This window comes from Actinomadura sp. 9N407, assembly GCF_044326315.1.
Lineage (GTDB): Bacteria > Actinomycetota > Actinomycetes > Streptosporangiales > Streptosporangiaceae > Spirillospora.
In genome coordinates this window covers 33,782-55,013 of record NZ_JBIRAW010000040.1, presented here as the reverse complement: position 1 = coordinate 55,013, position 21,232 = coordinate 33,782, and the positions used below count along the sequence as shown (strand labels likewise).

Here is a 21,232-nt window from a genome sequence, read left to right as displayed (position 1 = left end):
AGTCGCCCTGACGAACCCTCATGTCGGATTCCCGCCAGCGTGGCACGCGCGCCGGCGGGCAGGCTGGGGCCCATGAGCAAGCGCTTCCGATTCGGCGTCGTCGGCGAGTCGGTCCGTACGGCCTCGGAGCTGACCGCCCTGGCGCTGCGGGCCGAGGAACTCGGGTACGCGACGCTGACGCTGCGGGACCACTTCGTGGCCGAGCCGTTCGGCGACCAGCTCGCCCCGATGCCCGCCCTCACCGCCGCCGCCTGCGCCACCCGCACGCTGCGCGTCGGGACGCTGGTCCTGGGCAACGACTACCGGCACCCGGTCATGCTCGCCAAGGAGGCCGCCACCCTCGATCACCTGTCGGGCGGGCGGTTCGAGCTGGGCATCGGCGCGGGCTGGGCGCGCGAGGAGTACGAGGCGGCCGGGATGCCGTTCGAACCGGCGGGTGTACGGGTGGGGCGCCTGGAGGAGGCGCTCCAGATCGTCACGAGCCTCCTGCGCGGCGAGGCGACCACGTTCGCCGGCGAGCACTACCAGGTCGGCGGCCTGACGGTGTTCCCACGGCCGGTCCAGGCACCGCCGCCCCTGCTCGTCGGCGCGGGCAGCCCGCGGATGCTCCGGCTCGCGGGCCGGTACGCCGACATCGCGGGCGTCCTGCCGCGCGCGCTGCCCGGCGGAACGATCTCCGACGAGATCACCGAGCGGCTGCCGGAGACGATCGCCCGGAAGGTCGCCCACGTACGGGAGCCGGGACGCGACGTCGAGCTGAGCATGCTGGTGAACCCCGCGTTCGGACCGGATCCCGATGACTGCGCCGCGCGGATCGCCCGCCGCCGCGGCTGGGACGCCGATCTCGTGCCGGACATGCCGTCGCAGTTCGTCGGGCCGCCCGAGCACATCGCCGGGCAGATGGCCGAGCGCCGCGACCGGTACGGCTTCAGCTACTACCTCGTCTCCGACCGCGACCTGGAGGCCTTCGCCCCCGTCATCGGCCTGCTGACCTAGCCGATCCGCTCTCGAGGGAACTCATCGGCTCGAACGGTAGCGGCCCGGGGCGATGCCGTATTCGCGCTTGAACGCGTTGGCGAAGGCGTACTCCGACCCGTACCCGACCCGCTGGGCGATCGCCGCCAGTGGCGCGTCCCCGCCGGCCAGGAGCCCGGCGGCCGTCGTCAGGCGCCACCAGGTGAGGTAGCCGAGCGGGGGCCGCCCGACCAGCCCGGTGAACCGGCGCGCGAACGCCGCCCGCGAAAGCCCCGCCACCGTGCCCAGTTCCTCGACCGTCCAGGGCCGCGCCGGGTCGTCGTGGACGGCGCGCAGCGCCGCGCTGATCCCGGGATCGCCCAGCGCTCCGGCCCATCCGGTCTCGGGACGCTCCTCGTACCAGGCGCGCAGGATGAACAGCAGCAGCGTGTCCAGCAGGGCCGGTACGACCGCGTCGGTGCCGGGGCCGGGACGTTCCATCTCGGCGGCGAGCAGGTCGATCGCGGCCCGCAGCGGCGCGCGGCGGCCGAGCCTGGCGGGCAGGTGGATGATCTCGGGCAGCTCGTCCAGCAGCGGATGCGAGCGGCCCCGGTCCATCGTGTAGGCGCCGCACAGCATGACCGCCGAGGCCTGCGCGTCCTCCACGCTGGATTCGAGGGTGTCGAGCTCGACGATCGACTCCAGCGGCCTGGAGGGATCATCGGTCAGGCCGTGCGCGGTCCCCCGCGCCGCGAACACCACGTCGCCGACGCCCAGCGGCACCGGCGCCCCTTCCTGCGGGACGAGCCAGCCCGACCCGGCGAGCATCACATGGAAGCCGGCCCCCGACGAGGCATGCAGCCACGAGCCCCAGGGCGCCCGCTCGGTGGTGCGGGACGAGTGCGGCCGACCGGTGCGGACGGAGGCGATGACATCACTGAGCACGTCCATGAAGAGACGATCACGTATCCCAACGAGACAATGGATTATTCACGATCTCATGATGCCCTCCTAGATTGACGGACATGAAGATCGTCATCTACGGAGCGTACGGCTACCAGGGCCGGCTCGTCCTCGCCCAGCTGGCCCGGCACGACACGGAGATCGTCCTCGCGGGCCGCGACGCACGGCGCCTCGCCGCCGACGCCGGCGGCCGGGAGACCCGCGTCGCCGCCCTCACCGACCACGACGCCCTCGTCGCCGCCTTCCGCGGGGCCGACGCGGTGATCAATTGCGCGGGCCCGTTCACCCCCTCGGGTACGGCCGTCGCCCGTGCCGCCATCGCCGCCGGGTGCCACTACACCGACACCTCCGGCGAGCAGCTCCATGTGAAGCGGATCTACGACACGGTCTCGGCGGACGCCGAACGCGCCGGGGTCATCGTCACCCCCGCCATGACCGACGGCGGCGTCCCCGGCGACCTCCTCGCCCGGCTGCTGTCCGAGCACCTCGGCGGCGGTCCCCTCCACGAGGTCCTGGCCGGGCACCGGGTGAGCGGCGGCGGGGGAATGTCCCGCGGCTCGATGCGCTCGCTCTTCGGCACCGTGGACGTCCTCAAGTCCGGCGGCCTGGCCTACGAGGACGGCGAATGGCGCGCCGACGTCCAGCCACGCCTGTCCTCGCTCACGTTCCCGGGGGACTCCCCCGTACCGGCGGTCAGGTTCGCGCTGAACGAGGTCGTCACCATCCCTCACCACCTGGAGGTGGCCCACGTCCAGGGTTTCGTGGAGGCCGAACTGGCCGCGCTGTTCTCCGACGCCATCCCGGAGGAGACCATCGCCGCCCAGCCGGAAGGCCCCGACGGCGATACCCGCCGCGGGGAGCGCTGGACGATCGTCGTGCAGGCCACCACCCCGGACGGCCACCGCGCCGGCGCCTGGGCGGAGGGCCCCGACACGTACGGCACCACCGCCGTAATGGCCGCCGAGGGCACCCTCCGCCTGTCCGGCCCTCCCGGCGTACGGGCCCCGGCCGAGGTCCTCCGGCCCGCCGCGTTCCTGGACGCCCTCGCCCCGTACGGGATCACCTGGAAGGTCGGCCGGCCGGCTTGACCGGTGGCACCGCGGGCCGGTGGCCGGCACTCGCGCCTGCGGGGGGCGGAATCGCGTAGCGTTCCGTTCATCATGGCCGACATGGGGAATGCGCTGCCCGGGGATTATGACGCCGACCCGGGCCGGTTCGCGGCCGGGCAGGAGCGGCGCCGCACGGCCGGACGCTCGGCCGGCACTTCCGCGACCGCGCCTGGACGTGAATCGCCGTGTCAGGCCTCTTCGGGGTGGACGTCGCCGGGGGACTTGTCCGGGCGGATGCCTCGCCAGGTGGGGTGGCGGAGACGGCCGTCGCCGGTCCATTCGGCGTAGGCGACCTCGCCGACGAGCTTGGGTTCGACCCAGTGGGCGTTGCGGGCGTCGGGGGCGGGTACGGGGGCCGGCGGGACGTCGCGTTCCAGCGGCGTCAGCTTCTCGGACAGGTCGCGGAGCATGGTGTCGGTGAACCCGGTGCCGACATGGCCGGCGAACGTCAGGGGCCCGGACGGGGCGTGCACGGCGAGCAGGAGCGCGCCGATGCCTCCGGCGCGGCGGCCGGCGCCGGAGGTCCAGCCGATGACGACGACCTCCTGGGTACGGATGTTCTTGACCTTGGTCCAGCACCGGTCGCGGCGGCCGGGGCGGTAGCGCGAGTCCAGGCGCTTGGCGACGATGCCCTCCATGCCGAGCCGGCCCGATTCGGTGAACGCGTACGCGAGGTCCTCGTAGCTGGGCGGCGTGTCCCAGCGCGGGGCCGATAGGCCGAGATCGAGCAGGAGGTCGCGGCGCTCGCCGTACGGGCGGTCGATCTGCGGCTTCCTCCCGGTGTGCAGGACGTCGAAGACGATGTAGGTGACCGGGTTCGCGGCGGCGAAGGCCTCGATCCTGGCCGGGCTGCGGACGTGCATGCGGTGCTGGAGGGCCTCGAACGAAGGGCGGCCGGCGCGGAAGCCGACGATCTCGCCGTCCAGGACGGTGGGGCGGTCGAGCGCCCCGGCGAGTCCGGCGAGCTCGGGCCAGGCGGGGGTGATGTCGCGGTCGTTGCGCGACAGCAGGCGCAGGCGTCCCTCGTTCAGGTACGCGACGGCGCGGATCCCGTCCCACTTCATCTCCGCGGCCCAGGGGCCCGCGGGCAGCTCGCCCGCGACGGCGAGCATCGGCCGGTACGTCGGCAGTAAGCCCATGGCCTGGGGCGTACCGGCGAAAGGACCAGGTCAAGGCCATGGCCGCGAAAAGACTTCGCTCAGCGGCCGGCTTCGGATCCCGTCCTAGTCGCCCAGGTCTTCGGCCAGCTCGTCGACGTGCAGCCGCTCCTGGTGGAAGCGTCCCGTACGGTACGCGGCGCGGCCGACCATGTGGGCGGCGACGGGGACGGTGACCAGCTGGAGCAGCGCCACGAGCAGGATGGTGGTGATCACCGAGGCGGCGGGGAAGTTGATGGCGACCGCGACGAGGATCAGGATCAGGCCCACGGCCTGCGGTTTGACCGCGGCGTGCATGCGGGTCAGCAGGTCGGGCAGGCGGAGCATGCCGAGCGCGGCGCTCAGCGTGGCGCCGGAGCCGGCCAGCAGGCAGAGCGCCATCACGACGGTCATCGGTCCTCCCTGTCACGGATCACCAGGAAGCGCGCGATCGACACCGAGCCCACGAAGCCGACCAGCGACAGCGCCAGCAGCGAGGTCAGCACCCAGGGGTCGCCGGTGGCGATGGCCTGGACGGCGAGGCCGCCCATGGTGATCGCCACCATGACGTCGAGGGCGACGGCGCGGTCGAGCATGGACGGGCCGCGCACGAGGCGCACCAGGTTGAACGCGGCGGCCAGGGCCAGGGCCCCGGACGCGATGGCGATAACGATGGTCACGGGCCCTCCAGGGCGCGGCGGTCGGCGCGGGTACCGAAGGCGCGCACGACGCGGGTCTCCAGGGTGAGCACGTCCGCGCGCGCCTTGGCGACGGCCTCGTCGCTGGAGCCGCCGAGGATGTGCAGGTAGAGCGTCGAGGTCCGGCGCCGTACGTCCAGGACGAGGGTGCCGGGGGTGGCCGACAGGGCGATCGACATGACGGTGAGGATGAGGTCCGAGCGGGTGCGCAGCGGGACCGCGATGACCGAGTTGGCGTTGCCGCTCTCGGGGGTCCCGAACGCCTGCCAGGCCAGCGGGCCCGCGCTGCGCAGCAGGTCCACGCCGAAGCGGGCGGCGAAGTGGACCAGGCCGACCGGGTGCAGGCGCAGGCCCGGATCCAGCGGCGGCAGCGGGAAGATGATCACCACGGCCAGCCCGAGCAGTGCCCCGGACACGGCGTTGGCCACCGAGAAGCGGTCCCACATCAGCAGCCAGATCAGGGTGAGCCAGGCGATCAGCGGGAGCGGGACGACCCGGCGCCCGATCCGGATCGTGGTCCGCGGCAGCTCGTTCACGGCGCTCCTTCCGGCGCGACGGCGCTGGTGTACGCGTGCGGCCCGGCCAGTTCGGCGGCGGTACGGCCGGTCAGCTCGACGAGCGGGCCGCCGCCCACGGTGTAGGCGAGGCTGAGCGCGACCATCACGAGGGTGGCGCCGACCATGGCGGCCGGCAGCCGGATCGTGGGCTGGACCTCCTCGTCCTCGTCCGACTCCTCGTCCTCGTCGGTCTCCTGCGGCTCCGGGACGACCGGAGCCCGCCAGAAGACCTGGTTCCACACCTTCACCAGCGCGTACAGCGTCAGCAGGCTGGTCACCACGGCGGCCGCGACCAGCACCAGGGCCAGCGGGCCGCCGTCCCGTACGCCCGCGTCGAGCAGGCCCAGCTTGCCGAGGAAGCCCGACATCGGCGGGATGCCGCCGAGGTTCATCGCCGGGACGAAGAACAGGACGCCGATCAGCGGCGCGGTCCGGGCGAGGCCGCCGAGCCGGTTCATCGAGGCGCTGCCGCCGCGCCGCTCGATCAGCCCGCTGACCAGGAACAGGGCGGTCTGGATCGTGATGTGGTGCAGGACGTAGAAGACGGTGGCCGACAGCGCCGCGACGGAGCCCAGCGCCACCCCGAAGATCATGTAACCGATGTGGCTGACCAGGGTGAACGACAGCAGCCGCTTGAGGTCGACCTGCACCATCGCGCCCAGCACCCCGACCAGCATGCTCAGCAGCGCGGCCACCAGCAGGACGGTGCGCACCGCGCCGCCGGGGAACAGCAGCGTCTCGGCCCGGATCACGCCGTAGATGCCGATCTTGGTGAGCAGGCCGGCGAACACGGCGGTGACGGGCGCGGGGGCGGTGGGATAGGAGTCGGGCAGCCACATCGACAGCGGGAAGACCGCCGCCTTGACGCCGAACGCGGTCAGCAGCATCAGCTGCGCCGCCAGCGCGATCCCGTGCGGCAGCTCGGCGATCCGGCCGGCCAGATGGGCGAGGTTGACCGTGCCGGTGGCCGCGTACAGGACGGCGATCGCGATGAGGAACATCGACGACGACAGCAGCGCCACGATGATGTACATCGTCCCGGCCCGGATCCGGGCGGCGGTCCCGCCCATGGTGATCAGGACGTAGCTGGCCATCAGCATGATCTCGAAGCCGACGAACAGGTTGAACAGGTCGCTGGCCAGGAACGCGTCCGCGACGCCGGCGGCGAGCAGCAGGTAGGTGGGGTGGAACACCGACAGCGGGGTGAGCGGGCCGCGCTCGGCCATGTCCTGCCCGATGGCGTAGATCATCACGCAGAGGGTGACCGCCGAGGACACCACGAGCATCAGAGCCGACAGCCGGTCGGCGACCAGCGTGATGCCGATCGGCGCGGGCCAGCCGCCCAGCCGGGCGACCAGCGGACCCGACCGGTCGGCCGCGACCAGCAGCGCGATCGCGATGCCGAGCACGGCGGCCAGCACCGTCACGCTGATCGCGCGCTGCAGGCCGGGCCGCCGGGGACCGAGCATGATCTTGATACCGGCCGCCAGCAGCGGCAGCAGGACCGGGAGCGGTACGGCCTGGTTCACCGGCCTGCCCCCGCTCCGCCGCCGCTGCGGCCGGTGGCCTGCGGGCCGTCGCCGTCCGGATCGTCGTCGAACATGCCCGGGTCGTCCACGGCGCGGCGCTCCCGTTCGGCCCGGATCCGCTCGCGCAGCTCGGCCCGCCCCTGCCTGATCTCGGTGCGCCGCAGCCGCCGCAGCCGGCGGAACTCGCGGCGCTGCGCGCGGATCCGGTCGCGTAGCTCGTGCCGGCCGCGCGCCAGCCGGCGGTCCTCGATGTCGTCGCGGACCTCGTCGTCGCCGCCCCGCCGGCCGGCCCGGTAGGCGATCGACAGCACGAACGCGGCCGAGGCGAGCGCGATCACGATCGCGGTGAGGATCATCGCCTGCGGCAGCGGATCGCTCATCGGGCGGGACGGATGCACGCCGGGCGCTCCGCCGTACCGGATGGGCGCGCGCCCGGCCGGGCCGCCCGCGGTGAGGATCAGCAGGTTCACGCCGTTGCCCAGCACGAGCACGCCGACCACCAGCCGGCTCAGCGTGCGCTCCAGCAGCATCGTGATCCCGGCCGCGATCAGCAGCCCGCCGGCCAGCGCCAGCGCGACCGACGCGGTCATCCGGCCGCCCCCGCGCCCGGCCCCGTGCGGGCCTCGTCGCCGGCGTCCTCGTCGGCCTGCCGGTCCACCTCGGCGCCGAGCGCGCCCAGGATGTCCAGGATCAGGCCCAGCACGATGAGGTAGACGCCGATGTCGAACAGCAGCGAGGTCGTCATGTGCAGGTCGCCGAGCAGCGGCAGGTGCGCGTCCAGGGCGGCGCTCTCCAGGACCGCGCCGCCCCACACCAGCCCGAGGAACGCGGTGACCGAGGTGACGACGATGCCGGCGCCCAGCAGCAGCCCGACCTTGACCGGCGCCGCCTCGGCCAGCTCGAACGGGCCGCCCGCCAGGTAGCGGATGGCCAGCGCCAGCCCGGCGACGATCCCGCCCACGAACCCGCCGCCGGGCGCGGAGTGCGCGGTGAACAGCAGGTACAGCGAGTACAGCAGCACGGTGTGGAAGACCAGCCGGGCGACGACCTCGATCACGATCGTGCGCCGTTCGGCGGCGAGCGTGAGCCCGGCCGCGGGCAGCCAGTGCCGCTCGCGGAACCCGTCCCCGGCCTCGTCCCCGTCCCGGCTCTCGCCGTCCTGGGCGGCGTCGGCGTCCCGGACGTCGTCCCGGCCCGCCGGGGACATGTCCCGTACGGCCCACACCGCCGTACCCGAGGCCACGTCGCTCGCTCGCGGCCACGGGAAGCGCTGCCGGCGTGCGAACACCATGCTGGTCACGCCGAGCGCGGCGAGCGCGATCACCGAGCTCTCCCCCAGCGTGTCCCAGGCCCGCATGTCGACCAGCAGCATGGCGACGATGTTGGAGCCGCCGGCCTCCTCGGCGGCCTCCGGGTACCGGCCCGAGATCGGCGGCGACTGCCGCGCCTGCGCGGCCAGCAGCGTGAGCCCCGCCGCCAGCAGGCCGGTCAGCGTTCCGACGGCCACGTGCAGACGGCGGCGGCGGCGCGACGTACGGGAGAAGTCCTTCGGCAGTTCGCGCAGCACCAGGACGAAGACCACCAGGCTCACGGTCTCCATCAGCAGCTGGGTGAGCGCCAGGTCGGGGGCGCCCTGCAGGCCGAACAGGACCGACACCCCGTAGCCGGAGGCGCCCGCGAGCACCACCGACTGGGCCCGGTAGTCCGCCCGTACGGCGGCGATCGCGGCGGCCACGGTGAGCGCCGCGACCATCACCTGCGGTATGCCGTCCCACCACAGCCACGGCACCGGAGTGGGCCACGGGCTCTCCTTGATCACGACGGCGCCGGTGAGCAGCACGGCGGTCAGCAGGATCGACAGCAGGTAACCGGGCAGCGATCCGCCCTGGACGGTCCCGGTCACCTGGAAGGCGACGTCGTTCAGCCGGCCCATGATGCGCCGGTAGACGGCCTCGGGCTCGGCCAGGGTCAGCCGCCGGTGCAGGTGCGCGAGGGGCGTGGCGGCCAGGAACATCCCCACGCCGATCAGCAGCGTGAGGGCGGTGAGCAGGAGCGCGCCGCCGAATCCGTGCCACGCGGCGAGGTGGTAGTCGCCGGAGCCCTGGTACGGGGCGGCCTCCCGTTCGAGCGGTACGTGCATGGGCGAGGCCAGCAGCCCCAGGACCACGCCGCCCACCGCCAGAAGTGCGGGCGGCAGGAGGAAGAGCAGCCCCTGTGGTTCGACGGGCGTTCGCTCCTGGTCCTTCCGGATGCGCCCGGCGAAGGCTCCCCAGACGAACCGCAGGCTGTAGGCGGCGGTGAACGCCGATCCGAGAACGAGCAGGGCGAGCAGCACGGGCCGTCCGCCGAGGAAGGCCTCGTACGCGGCCTCCTTGCCGGCGAAGCCCAGCGTCGCCGGGATGCCCGCCATCGACGCCGCCGCGAGGACCGCGATCCCGCACAGCACGGGGGCCGAACGCCCGAGCCCGCGCAGCGACCGCAGGTCGCGCGTGCCGGTGGCGTGGTCGATGATGCCGACCACCATGAACAGGGTCGCCTTGAACAGCGCGTGCGCGAGCAGGATCGTGAACCCGGCGAGCGCGGCGACCCGCCCGCCCTCGCCCAGCAGCACGGTCATGAAGCCGAGCTGGCTGACCGTGCCGTAGGCGAGCAGCAGTTTCAGGTCGTGCTCGCGCAGCGCGCGCCAGCCGGCCAGGACCATCGCGGCCGTGCCGAGGACCAGCACGATGGGCCGCCACACCGGGACGGCGGCGAACGCGGGTGCCAGCCGCGCCACCAGGAAGACCCCGGCCTTGACCATCGCGGCGGCATGCAGGAACGCGCTCACCGGCGTCGGCGCGGCCATCGCGGCGGGCAGCCACAGCCCGAACGGCACGATCGCCGACTTCGACAGCGCGCCCGCCAGGATCAGCACCAGCGCCACCGACACGGCGGTGCCCCCAGGGGGGCGCTGCAGGATCTCCGACAGCCGGAACGTCCCGGCGGCCTGGCCGAGCACGATCAGGCCGACCAGCATCGCCAGCCCGCCGAACGTGGTGATGACGATGGCCTGGGTCGCGGCCCGGCGGGAGGCCGCGCGCTCCGCGTCGTACCCGATCAGCAGGTAGGAGAAGACCGTGGTCAGCTCCCAGAACACGTACAGCAGGATCAGGTCGTCGGCCAGGACCAGGCCCAGCATCGCGGCGGCGAACGCGATCAGCTCACCGGCGAACGCGCCCAGCCCCCGCTCGGTACCGGAGAAGTAGCGGGCGCAGTAGACGACGATCAGGGCGCCGACGCCGCCGACGATGATGACCATCATCCAGGCCAGCGGATCGGCGCGGAACGCCAGGTCGAGATGGAGCCCGGTGATCCACGCGTACGTCTCGGCGCGCGCCGCGCCGCCTTCCAGCCAGGGGACCAGCGCCCACACGCCCGCCGCGGCGGGCACCAGCGCGAGCAGCAGGAACGCGTTGCGTCCGAACCATCGCACCAGGAGCGGTGCCAGTGCCGCGGCCACGCAGTGCGCGGCGAACAACACCAGCATGGCGCCCCAGGGTGACTAGACAGTGACTATCGGTCACTTTAATGGCGCCCGGGTTGCGTTGGCGTCACCCGCCCCCCAAGAGTCTGCGCTACTTCATCGACGCGAACGACCTGCGGACACGGCGCAGGTCGCGCATGCGGTGCTCGTACGTGGCGCCGGTGAACAGCAGCGCCGTCCCGGTGAGCGCGATCGGCAGCCAGCGCGGCCCGTTCCCGACCAGATCGGCCAGGGCCGGTGACAGCTCGTGCGCCGCGTTCAGGACGAGCACGACCCCGCCGAGCACCAGCGGTGCCTGCAGCCGGTACCAGGCTCCCGCGAGCGTCGTCCCGAACGCGACGAGGCCGAGCAGCAGCGGGCGGATCAGGCCCTCGTCGTTCCAGGCCATGACGAGGCTGGGCAGGAGCGTCAATGCGAGCGCGGGCCCGTAGGCCGTCCAGGACGGGACCACGTGGTCGTGGCGGCGCAGCCACCAGCCGGCGAGGACTCCGATGACGGTGACCGAGGTCGTGTACGCCTCCGGTGCGGTCACTCCGGCGTCGCCGAGCCGGAGCCACAGGGCCAGGTGGAGCAGAAGCACCCCCGCCCACATCGCGTGGCGCCGGTCGGCGCGCAGCGCGATCGCCAGCGCGAGCAGCCCGGCGCATGCCAGCGCGATGCTCGCGTACGCGGCGCTCGCGCACGTCAAGGCGACACCGATCGCGGCGGCCGCGTACCCCGCGGACTCGACCGCGAGTGCCGGTTCGCGGCGCCGATGGCCGATCTCCCAGGCCGCGAGCGCGGTCATCGCGGCGACGGCGAGAACGGCCAGACCGGCGACCTCGACGCGCAGGCCGGCCGCGAGCGCAGCCGCCGCGGCGAGCCCGCCGGAGGCGAGGACCGCGACGGCCGCCGCCCCGGAACGCATCGGCTCGTGCCGCGCGGCGAGCGCGCATCCCGCCGCCAGCGCGGCGAGCCCGCCGGCGACCGCGAGCGTCGGGATGATCGCGGCCAGGGACCAGGCGACGGCATGCGCGGACAGCACCGCCGCCATGCCCGCCGAGACGACGTCCATGTGGCGCGATAGGGCGGCCCGTACGGCGAGCGCCACGGCGAGCCCGCACACCAGGGCGAGGCCCGCCACGTACGGAAGCTCGGCGGCCAACGGCAGCACCAGCACTGCCAGGGGCACCGCGATGACGGCCGAGCGGGAGGCGGCAGGCGCACCGCCCAGGACGCGGGCGCTCGCGATGGCCGTCAGTACGGCGACCCCCGCCACCGTCACCGCCACCAGGGCTGCGGAGTCGGCGATCGTCGGAAGGCTCGCGCCCCACGTGTGCCCGACCCAGCCGTACGGTTCCAGTACGGCGTACGCGAGTTCGGGCAGATGCAGCAGCAGCGCGAACCCCTCGATCGCCCAGGCGAAGAGAAGGACCGGCCGGCGGGCCTCGTCGCGCAACCGTGCCGCCGCCATGACCGCTGTCAGCCCGCCTATCGCCGCGACGAGCGAGAGCTGGTCCGTATGGCCGCCGGTCATGACGAGGGCACCGAACCACAGCACGAGCGCCGCCGCGTTGAGTGCTTGGCCTATCCAGGGTTGGCGCTCGTGGAGCAGCGTCCCCGTTCGTACGGCCAGCGCGGCGATGGCGAGCACGACGAACGCCGCGTACCGCGCGGGCAGATCGGCAGCCAGCGCCGCCGCCGCGCCCTCCGCGCCCACGGCCAAGGCCGCAACCGCCGAGGCTCCGGACGCCACCGGGGACTCGCCGCCCCGGAGCGCGCACACCACCGCTGCCAGCACGAGGGCCGCGAGCACGGCGAGCGTGGCGGTCTGGTCGGCCAGCGACCACGACACCGCGAGCGTCGCCGTCCACAGCGCCACTCCGCCTGCGGCGGAACGGTGCACGGCCGCCCACAACGCCAGGCCGGACGTCAGTGCGACCAAGAACACCAGCGCGGCCCAGTAGGGAAGGTCGGCGGCGAGCGGTATCGGCGCGATGGCCACCGGAACGACCACTTGCGCCACCCCGAGCGCAGCCCATCGGCCCTTCTGCACCGCCGCCGCGCACACGACCGCGAGCGCCGCCAGGAGCAGGACCGGCATCAGCATGGGCTCTACGGTCCAGGCCGCCTCCGGCGACAGCGCCCCGCGCGCGCTTTGGGGATCGCCCGCCCACGCCTTGGCCAGCCAACCGTACGGGCCGAAGAGCGCGGGGAAGAAGGCATCGCTCAGCGGCAGCGGCGCCAGGGCCGCGAAGAGATAGGACTCCCCGATCGATGGAGTGGCCACAAGCCCGGCCCGCTTGCGCGACCAAGCAGTCGCGGCGGCCAGCAGCGCGGTGAGGGCGAGGAGGAGCGCCAGCGCGCCCGGCCAGAACTGCTCCTGCGACCGGGACAGCGCGAACGCGCATCCGAACCCGATCGCGCCCAGGGACACCACGACCGAGGAGATATCGAGCGCGACCGCCTGCGCGGGACGGCGGCGCTGCAAGGCGGCTCCGAGCGACAGCGCCACCACCACCGCCAGCAGGCGGATGCCCAGCAGAGTGAACGGCAACGCGATCAGCGGCCAGTCGTACGCCTTCCAGGCGAGCAGGACGAGCACGCCTGTCATCACCACGGCGCCGACCGCCATCACGACCTGCGCGACCGCCGTACGGGCCGGGCCCGCGAGTGCGAGGAACGCCGCCGCCAGCAGCGCGGCAGCGATCAAGGAGGTGGACTCGCCGGTCATTGCCCAGGAGAGTGCGAACACGGCGATGTACGCCCCGGCGGCGGTGGCGACGGGCGCCAGCGGCGTCGTCCCGGCGCGGGCGGCGAGTACGAGCAGGGACACGGCCAGGGCGAGTAGCAGCGCGACTTCGGCTTCGCGCGACAGGTCCATGGCCGCCGGCAGAACGGCCACGGCCAGCGTCACGAACACCAGCGCGGAGGCACGGGTGGTGCGTGCGGGCACCGCCGCAGCGACGAAGGCCGCCGCTGCCAGCACGACGGGCGTCGCGGGGGAACCGTGCCAGCCCCAGAACGCGAACGGCATCTCGTTCCAGTCGGGGTGCACGATGACCGCGGTGAGCACACCCGGGACCACCCACACGACGGTCAGTGCCAACGCGCCCAGGCCCGCCGCCGCGATCCCGGGGCGGAGCCGCTCTGGTGGCCAGGTGGCACCCAGCAACACCAGGCAAGCGGACACTGTGTACGCCGCGACGCCCCAGTCCGGATCAGGGAAGACCTTTGCGAGGGGCGTGGCACAGGCGACGACGGCGCACGTTCCGGCCGCCCCTGCCACGAAGGCGCGCAACGAGCCGTCCCTCGTCGCCCACGCGCTCGACGCGGCGAGCAGGGCGGCCAGGACGAGCACCCCGGAGACGCGCAGCGCGGCGATCGGCGTGTCCACCACGAAGGAGGCGCTGAGCGCCGTCGCCGTTCCCGCGACACCCGCCAGGCCTCCGGCGACCGCGGCGACCGCGCGCACGGGCGTCTCCGAGGCGCGCTGCCAGAAGACCAGGTCGAACGCCGCCGTGAGGATCAGGGCGAGCGCGATACCGGCCGGCGTCGGCCCGGCGATCGCGGCGAGCGGAAGTGGCACCTGGGCGAGCGCGAGGGCCGTCGGGCCGGGCAGGCGCAGCGGCGCGATCCGCGCATACCCGGCCCAGGCCCCCGCGACCGCGGCCGCGATGGCGGCCGCGGTCCAGAGCCCCGAACCGCCCGTCCCGGGCAGGTCGATCTCCTCCGGTGCCGCCGACCTTCCGGCGAAGGCATTGGAGACGGCCATGTACGTCAAGGGCAGGAGTACCAGGCCGATGAACGCGACCGTCTCGGCGGTGGACCGCAGGCGGCGCCGTGCGAGAAGCCAGGGCGCGGCCAGCGTGCCCGCCGTGACCGCCACCAGGATCGCCGCCCGGAAGCTCAGGTGCCCCCAGCTCACCACCGTGAAGACGATCGCCGCGATACCGAGCAGCAGGCCGCCGAGAAGCAGCAGGACGTTCTGCACCGCGTGCCGGGAGAGGTCCCGTCTCGGCTCCTTCGGAGCCGGAGCCGGAGCCGGAGCCGGAGCCGGCGCGGGCTCAGGCCGGGGCCAGGCGGCGGGCGCGGCGGGCGCTGGAGGCCCGGCGGCGGCTCGGGCCATCGCCGCCGCCTGCTCGATATCGCGAAGGTAGACGATCAGTTCGGTCCTGCGAGCCGACAGCTGCGCATGCGTGGACTCCAGCCGCACCAGTTCGGCGTCGATCCGCCGGATCTCGTCGTGAACGGCCCAGGCGTCGATCGCCGCCACCTCGCCAAGGTCGGGAGCAGAGTCCCGGACTGTAGCGGCGACAAGGCGACAATGACGGCATATTTGACCAATTCGATATCTGTTCGATGAGCGGGAATTCACGCGCGCCGAAGTCGTCCATTTCCGGCAAGCAGCGCGGAGATCGGCGGGGGGATCAGAGCGATCAGCGGGGAGGTCGGTGGCGGGTGGCGAAGCCCGCGTTCATGGCGATGCTGAGATCGGCCTCGCTGAGCCGGTCGCCGGTCAGGGTCTCGACGATCCGGCCGTGCTGGAAGACCAGGACGCGGTCGCACAGGTCGACCAGCTCGGCCAGGTCGGTCGAGGCGATGAGCACCACCTTGCCCTCGGCGGCCAGGCCGCCGACCAGGGCGTGCAGCTCGCCGCGGGCCCCGACGTCGACGCCGCGCGTGGGGTCGTCCAGCGCCAGGACGGACGGCGCGGCGTCCAGCCACTTGGCCAGTACCGCCTTCTGCTGGTTGCCCCCGGACAGCGCGCCCGCGCGGTCGCGGACGTCGCCGCGTACGCGCAGCCGTTCCAGTCCGGTACGGGACCGTTCGATCAGCGCGGAACGGGCGGGCATCATGCCCAGCCCGCCCTGCCCGAGCCAGCTGACGGCGGTGACGTTCTCCCAGAGCGGTCTCTCCAGCATCAGCCCGCGCCCCTTGCGGTCGCCGGAGATATAGGCGACGCCGGAGGTGACGGCCCGGCGCGGCGAGCGCGGCGAGGTCCCGTCGGGCAGCCGCACGGTACCGGCGGACGGCCTGGCCCGCCCGCAGACGGCGTCCAGGACTGCCAGGTGCCCGGCGCCCTGCAGGCCGGCCAGCCCGACGATCTCGCCGCCGGCGGCCGTGAGCGAGACGTCCTCGAGCCGGCCCGGTACGGTCACACCGCGCAGCGTGACCTCCGGACCGCCAGTGCTCTGGGCGGCCGGGCTCAGGTCGGCAGGGCTCAGGTCGGCAGGGCCGGCGCCGAGGCCGGTGGCCGCGCCGCCACCGGCCCCGGCCCGGCGCCGGGAACCGGCCGCGCCGTCCACCGGCCTCCCGATCATGGCGGTGACCAGGGCGTCCAGCTCCACATCGGGCACGGCCGCCAGCACCACCCGGCCGTCCCGCAGGACGGTCACGCGGGTGGCCACCCGCATCACCTCCTCCAGGAAATGCGAGATGTAGAGGATCGCCAGGCCGCGCCCGGCCAGCCGCCGGGTGGTGGCGGCCAGCCGCGCGGCCGCCTCGCGGGGCAGCGCCGAGGTCGGCTCGTCCAGGATCAGCACGTGCGGGTGCTGGAGCAGCGCGCGGCAGATCTCCAGCAGCTGCCGGTCGGCGAGCGAGAGCGTGCCGACCCTCGCGTCCGGCGGCGGGTCCAGGCCCAGCTCGGCCAGCACGGGCTCGGCGAGCCGGTGCATCTCGCGCCGGCTGACCAGGCCGCGGCGGCGGGGCGCGCCGTACGGGAACAGGTTCTCCAGCACGGTCAGGTCGTCGTAGGTCATCAGCTCCTGCGAGACGATCGCCACGCCGGCCGCGGCGGCCTGCCGCGCGCCGGGGAAGCGGACCCGGGCGCCGTCCAGCTCGATCGTCCCGGCGTCCGGGCGGACCACTCCTGAGATGATCTTCACCAGGGTGGACTTGCCCGCGCCGTTCTCCCCCACCACCGCGTGCACCTCGCCGGGGGTGAGCGTGATGCCGACGCCGTCCAGCGCGGTGACGCCGCCGTAGTGCTTGACCAGGCCGGAGGCGACCAGCATCTCAGCGGGCCTCCTTGAGCGGCCGGAGGCTCGCGGCGGTGTCGGCCAGCAGCCTGTCCAGCTGCGGCTTGTACCAGGCGTGCGCGCTCTTCGGGCTCTTCTCGCGCTGGACGATCTCGTCGATGTTGCCGGCGTCGATCACGAAGCCGGGGGTCTTGAACCACCCGTCGGGCAGCCTGCCGTCGCTCTCCCGGACCGACTTGATCAGGATCGCGGTGGCCAGGTAGCCCTTGAGGAAGTGCTCCGGGTCGATCGCGACGAAATTGGTCCCCCGCTTGACGGCCTGCAGCGTCTTGGGATCGACGTCGAAGCCCGCCGTCAGGTACCCGCCCTTCCGCTGCTCCTTGAGCCGGGCCAGGTTGTAGCTGTCGGCGTCGCCCACGCCGAGGAACGCCAGCGCGCCGGGGTTGGCGTTGACCTGCGACTGCCAGGCACCGTAGTTCTGCGCCGGGTCGCTGTAGGTCTGGAACGGGCCCACGACCTTGATCCCGGGCGCCAGCCTGCCGAGCGTGTCCTTGATCCCGGCGGCCCGGCTGTCGAGGACCGGCGTCCCGGGATTGGGCACGCCGATCACGACGGTGCCCTTGGCGTCCGCGCCGAGCCGTTCGACGGTCTGCTCCGCGAGCAGGCCGCCCAGCTCGTAGTTGTCGTTGCCGACATAGAACGTCACCTTGCTGCCGTCCGTCGGCGCGGTGTCGAGCGCGACGATCGGGATGCCCTTGTCGACCGCCTGCGCGGCGGGCCGGGTGAAGATCGGCGGGTCCAGGTTCTCCAGCACGATCCCGTCCGGATGGGTCACGGTGAGGCTCTGGAACAGCTTCTGCTCGGCGGGCCCGTCGGTGTTGGGCGGCCCGACGACCTTGAAGTCCACGTTCCCGGCGTGCGCGGCGGCCTCGGTCGCGCCCTCGTACATCGCGCGGGCGAAGTTCAGGCTGTAGTTGGCGACGGCGATGCCCATCTTGAGCCGCTTGCCGGAGCCGGTCCCCTCGGAGCCGGAGTCGCCGCACGAGACGGCGAGCCCCGCGGCGAGGGCGAGCGCGGCGGCCGCGGCGAGCAGCGGCCGGGGACGCCGGGGACGGACGGTCATGGGTTCCTCCCTGCGGAACGCAGATCACGGACCCGGCGCAGCAGCGGCGCGGCGCCCACGGCGACGAGGATGACGCCCCCGGTCGCGAAGGTCGTCCAGTTGATGGGGACCTCGAAGAACACCAGCGCCGCGGTGACGACGCCGAGGATGAGGGTGCCGGCGGCCGCCCCCGGCACCGAGCCGGTACCGCCGCCGAGCGGGGTGCCGCCGATGATCGCGGCGGCGATCGCGGTCAGCTCGTACCCCTGGCCGATCGTCGGGTCGCCGGCGATGAAGAACGCCAGCGACAGCACCGCCGCCAGCCCGGCCATCAGGCCCGACAGCGCCAGCGCCGTGATCCGGGTCCGGGCGATGGGCAGCCCGCCGAACTCGGCCGCCTCCGGGTTGGACCCGATCGCGCGGACCCGCGCCCCGAAGCGGGTGCGGGTGAACAGCACGGTCAGCGCCACGACCGCCACCAGGAACACCCACACCGCGTTCGGTACGCCGAGCAGTTCGCCGCCGCCGAGCACCCGGAAGAACGCGTGCTCCTGCGGCAGTTCGGCGATCTGCTTGCCGCCCGCCACCGCGAGCCCGATCCCGCGCAGCAGCATCAAGGTGGCCAGCGTGACGATGAACGACGGCAGCCGCAGGTACGTGGTGATCGCGCCGTTCATCGCCCCGAACCCGGCCGACAGGGCCATCACCGCGACGGCCGCGAGCCAGGGGTTCATCCCCTCGCGGATCAGCAGCGCGCCGACCACGACGCCCATCGCGTACATGCCGCCGACCGACAGATCGACCTCGCGCATCGCCAGCGCGAACACCATCCCGCAGGCCATCAGCCCGACATAGACCGAGTTGTGCGCGGTGGTCAGCAGGTTGCCGCTGTCCAGGAAGCCGGGCCGCAGCAGGCCGACGCCGACCACCAGCAGGACCAGCACGCCGATGACGCCGGCCTCGTCCGGGACCGAACGGCGCAGCCGCGGGCGCGCGGCGGGCCTGGCGTCCTTCTCGCTCGCGGAGGCCGGCGCGGCCGGCGATGGGGGCGATGGGCTCGACATGCGGTGAGCATGGAACCCGCCCGGCCGCCCGACAAGGAACGCGTTTCGCTCAGTGAAAACGCGTCCTTGTCGGTTCCGCCGCCGAGGGCGAGGCTGCCAGACATGAGGCGAGCGGGAGACAGAGCGCGAGCGGGAGACGCACCATGAGCGTGACGCGGCGGGTCGCGCTCGTCACGGGTGCGGCCGGGGGGCTGGGCCAGGAGTTCGCGGTCGCCCTGGCGGCGCGCGGGCACCGGGTCGCGGGCCTGGACCTGGCGGACATGTCCGAGACGGCCGAACGGGTCGCCGGGCTCGACGGTTCCCCGCCCTTCCATCCGGTACGGGCCGACGTCGCCGATCCCGGCGAGGTGGACGCCGCCGTCGAGGAGGTCGCGGCCCGGTACGGCGGGCTGCAGATCGTGGTGAACAACGCCGGGATCTACCCGCCGATCCCGTTCGAGAAGACCGAGCCCGAGGAATGGCGCCGGATCATGCGGGTCAACCTGGACGGCCCGTTCCTGGTCACCCGGGCCGCGCTGGCGCATCTGAAGGCGGCCGGGTGGGGCCGGGTGGTCAACATCGTCTCCGCCGTGATCTTCCTGGGCCCGCCCGACCTGGTCGCCTACACCGCGTCCAAGGCGGGGCTGGTGGGCTTCACCCGGGCTCTGGCGAGCGCCGTCGGCCCGTACGGGATCACCGTCAACGCGATCGCGCCGGGCCTGACCCGTACCGCCACCGCGGCCCGGACGACCGGCGCCGACGGCGGGTTCGAGCGGGTCCGCGCCCTGCAGGACGTCCCGGCCGTCGAGGAACCGGCCGACCTGGTCTCCACCCTGCTGTACGTGTGCGACGAGGGCAGCGGGTTCCTGACCGGCCAGACCATCAACGTCGACGGCGGATCCGCCAAGCACTGAGCGACCGAACACCGAGCCACCGAGCACAGGGTCAGCGAACACGGGGCCACCGAGCACCGAGGGAGATCCATGAGGCCGATCGAGGCGCTGCTGGAGATCGTCCGCGGCGAGGGTGTGACCCGGGTGTTCGGCAACCCGGGCACCACCGAACTGCCGCTGATCGACGCGCTGGCGGAGGCGGACGACCTGGAGTACGTGCTCGGGCTCCAGGAGGGCTCGGTGGTGGCGATGGCCGACGGGTACGCCCGCGCCACCCGCCGCCCGGCGTTCGTCAGCCTGCACGTGGCGGCGGGCGTGGCCAACGGCCTGATCGGGATGCTCAACGCGATGCGCTCGCGGACCCCGCTGGTGATCGTGGCGGGCCAGCAGGACCGCCGGCACCTGATCCAGGACCCGATGCTGTCCGGCGACCTGGTCGGGCTGGCCGCGGCCGCCACCAAGGGGGCGGTTGAGGTCCAGCACGCCCGCGACCTGCCGATCGTGCTGCGGCGGGCGTTCGCGGCGGCGGTCCGGCCGCCCGCCGGGCCGGTGCTGGTCTCGGTGCCGATGGACCTGCTCGAAGAGCGGGGACAGGTGATCGTCCCCGGCCGCTCGCCCCTCGCCGCGCCCGGCCCGGCGGCCGGCGGGATCGCGGCGGCCGCCGACCTCCTCGCGGCGGCCGGGCGTCCCGTGGTGATCGCCGGGGACGGCGTGGGGCGGGCGGGGGCCGTCGGCGACCTGGTCGCGGTGGCCGAGCGGCTCGGCGCCATCGTGCACCACCAGCCGATGAACGACGGCGTCGACTTCCCCGGCGGGCACCCTCTCCACGCGGGCATGCTGCCGCCCCGCAACGCGCTGATCAGGGAGATCCTGGCCCGGTACGACGCCGCGCTGATCGTCGGCTGCCACGCGTTCATGCCGCACCACTACACGGCGGGCGCGGCCGTCCCCGACGGCCTGCCGATCGTCCAGCTGGACGAGGATCCGGCGGAGATCGGCCGCAACTTCGCGGTACGGCTCGGGCTGACCGGCGATCTCGGCGGCACGCTGCGCGCCCTGGCCGTCCGGCTGAACGGCCGCGTCCCGCAGGCACGCGCGCGTACCGAGGCCGCCGCCGCCGAGCACGGCCGCGAGCGCGCCGCCGTCGAGGCCCGCGCCCGGGCGGCCTACGACGCCGTACCGCTGGATCCGCTGGCCGCCGCGCATGCCGTGGCGGCCGGGCTCCCCGACGGCGCCGTCGTGGTGGAGGAGGCGATCACGGTCGGGATGCGGCTGCGCTCGGTGCTGCGCCAGGACCTGCCCGGCTCGTACGTGCACACGGTCGGCGGCGGGCTCGGCTGGGGCATCGGCGCGGCGATCGGCCACCGGATGGGCGACCCGGGCCGTCCCGTGGTGGCCGTGCTGGGCGACGGATGCGCGATGTTCGGCCTGCAAGGGCTGTGGAGCGCGGCCCGCCACCAGGTACCGGTGGCGTTCGTGGTCATGAACAACGGCGAGTACCGGACGCTGAAGGACACCCTGGACGAGGGCGGCGGCCCGTCCGCCGAGCACGGCCGCTACGTCGGGCTCGACCTCGCTCCGCCCGAGCTGGACTGGGCGAGCGCCGCCCGGCTGTTCGGCATCGGCGCGCTGCGCGCGGGCTCGGCGGCCGAACTGCGGGACGCGGTCGCCTCGGTGAAGGATCTGGAGGCTCCGCTGCTCATCGAGGTCCCGGTCGGCGGCCACCCCTCCGGGCGCTCGTCCGGCCGGGACGCCGGGCCGTGAG

At 73.7% G+C, this 21,232-nt stretch carries 16 protein-coding genes; 4 read left to right on the top strand and 12 right to left on the bottom strand.

The window, feature by feature from the left end:
- The first annotated feature begins 72 nt into the window (after window positions 1-72).
- The gene (locus ACH34Q_RS40735; protein ID WP_395988547.1) at window positions 73-996 is read left to right on the top strand and encodes a TIGR03621 family F420-dependent LLM class oxidoreductase; all 924 of its coding nucleotides are present in this window, start codon (window positions 73-75) and stop codon (window positions 994-996) included.
- A gap of 21 nt (window positions 997-1,017) precedes the next feature.
- Here the strand turns inward: ACH34Q_RS40735 and ACH34Q_RS40730 are convergent, their stop codons facing one another.
- Window positions 1,018-1,905 carry an AraC family transcriptional regulator gene (locus ACH34Q_RS40730; RefSeq protein ID WP_395988546.1) on the bottom strand — a complete coding sequence of 296 codons (888 nt, stop codon included), beginning with the start codon at window positions 1,903-1,905 and terminating at the stop codon, window positions 1,018-1,020.
- Between the two features lie 74 nt (window positions 1,906-1,979).
- On the opposite strand from ACH34Q_RS40730, the gene ACH34Q_RS40725 reads away from it, so the two are divergent.
- A complete protein-coding gene (locus ACH34Q_RS40725; protein ID WP_395988545.1) occupies window positions 1,980-3,005 on the top strand; it encodes a saccharopine dehydrogenase NADP-binding domain-containing protein in 1,026 nt (341 codons plus the stop codon).
- Between the two features lie 209 nt (window positions 3,006-3,214).
- Here the strand turns inward: ACH34Q_RS40725 and ligD are convergent, their stop codons facing one another.
- The 11 genes from ligD to ACH34Q_RS40670 form a co-directional block, all read right to left on the bottom strand.
- Window positions 3,215-4,165 carry a non-homologous end-joining DNA ligase gene (gene ligD / locus ACH34Q_RS40720; protein ID WP_395988544.1) on the bottom strand — a complete coding sequence of 317 codons (951 nt, stop codon included), beginning with the start codon at window positions 4,163-4,165 and terminating at the stop codon, window positions 3,215-3,217.
- An 84-nt stretch (window positions 4,166-4,249) separates the two neighbouring features.
- Window positions 4,250-4,576, bottom strand: coding sequence for a monovalent cation/H(+) antiporter subunit G (mnhG, locus tag ACH34Q_RS40715; protein WP_395988543.1), 327 nt, complete (start codon window positions 4,574-4,576; stop codon window positions 4,250-4,252).
- Window positions 4,573-4,842, bottom strand: coding sequence for a monovalent cation/H+ antiporter complex subunit F (locus tag ACH34Q_RS40710; protein ID WP_395988542.1), 270 nt, complete (start codon window positions 4,840-4,842; stop codon window positions 4,573-4,575). Before ACH34Q_RS40710 ends, mnhG begins: the two co-directional genes overlap by 4 nt.
- The gene (locus tag ACH34Q_RS40705; RefSeq protein ID WP_395988541.1) at window positions 4,839-5,396 is read right to left on the bottom strand and encodes a Na+/H+ antiporter subunit E; all 558 of its coding nucleotides are present in this window, start codon (window positions 5,394-5,396) and stop codon (window positions 4,839-4,841) included. The genes ACH34Q_RS40710 and ACH34Q_RS40705 overlap by 4 nt, the downstream gene beginning before the upstream one ends.
- Window positions 5,393-6,946, bottom strand: a complete 1,554-nt coding sequence (locus ACH34Q_RS40700; RefSeq protein WP_395988540.1) for a Na+/H+ antiporter subunit D — start codon at window positions 6,944-6,946, stop codon at window positions 5,393-5,395. Before ACH34Q_RS40700 ends, ACH34Q_RS40705 begins: the two co-directional genes overlap by 4 nt.
- Window positions 6,943-7,536: a Na(+)/H(+) antiporter subunit C gene (locus ACH34Q_RS40695; protein WP_395988539.1), complete on the bottom strand. Its 594-nt coding sequence runs from the start codon at window positions 7,534-7,536 to the stop codon at window positions 6,943-6,945. Before ACH34Q_RS40695 ends, ACH34Q_RS40700 begins: the two co-directional genes overlap by 4 nt.
- The gene (locus ACH34Q_RS40690; RefSeq protein ID WP_395988538.1) at window positions 7,533-10,472 is read right to left on the bottom strand and encodes a Na+/H+ antiporter subunit A; all 2,940 of its coding nucleotides are present in this window, start codon (window positions 10,470-10,472) and stop codon (window positions 7,533-7,535) included. Before ACH34Q_RS40690 ends, ACH34Q_RS40695 begins: the two co-directional genes overlap by 4 nt.
- Before the next feature lie 88 nt (window positions 10,473-10,560).
- Window positions 10,561-14,724, bottom strand: a complete 4,164-nt coding sequence (locus tag ACH34Q_RS40685) for an SCO7613 C-terminal domain-containing membrane protein (protein ID WP_395988537.1) — start codon at window positions 14,722-14,724, stop codon at window positions 10,561-10,563.
- A 163-nt stretch (window positions 14,725-14,887) separates the two neighbouring features.
- Entirely contained in the window at window positions 14,888-16,465 is a 1,578-nt protein-coding gene (locus ACH34Q_RS40680) for a sugar ABC transporter ATP-binding protein (RefSeq protein WP_395988536.1), read from the bottom strand.
- Between the two features lies 1 nt (window position 16,466).
- Window positions 16,467-17,552 (bottom strand): sugar ABC transporter substrate-binding protein, encoded by a 1,086-nt coding sequence (locus tag ACH34Q_RS40675; protein WP_395988535.1) that lies wholly within the window; start codon window positions 17,550-17,552, stop codon window positions 16,467-16,469.
- The gene (locus ACH34Q_RS40670) at window positions 17,549-18,595 is read right to left on the bottom strand and encodes an ABC transporter permease (RefSeq protein WP_395988534.1); all 1,047 of its coding nucleotides are present in this window, start codon (window positions 18,593-18,595) and stop codon (window positions 17,549-17,551) included. The genes ACH34Q_RS40675 and ACH34Q_RS40670 overlap by 4 nt, the downstream gene beginning before the upstream one ends.
- Window positions 18,596-18,738: 143 nt before the next feature.
- Between ACH34Q_RS40670 and ACH34Q_RS40665 the strand changes: the two genes are divergently transcribed.
- Together ACH34Q_RS40665 and ACH34Q_RS40660 are read left to right on the top strand one after the other, a co-directional pair.
- Entirely contained in the window at window positions 18,739-19,488 is a 750-nt protein-coding gene (locus tag ACH34Q_RS40665) for an SDR family NAD(P)-dependent oxidoreductase (RefSeq protein WP_395988533.1), read from the top strand.
- Window positions 19,489-19,557: 69 nt separating this feature from the next.
- Entirely contained in the window at window positions 19,558-21,231 is a 1,674-nt protein-coding gene (locus tag ACH34Q_RS40660) for a thiamine pyrophosphate-binding protein (protein ID WP_395988532.1), read from the top strand.
- The last annotated feature ends 1 nt before the right edge of the window (window position 21,232 follow it).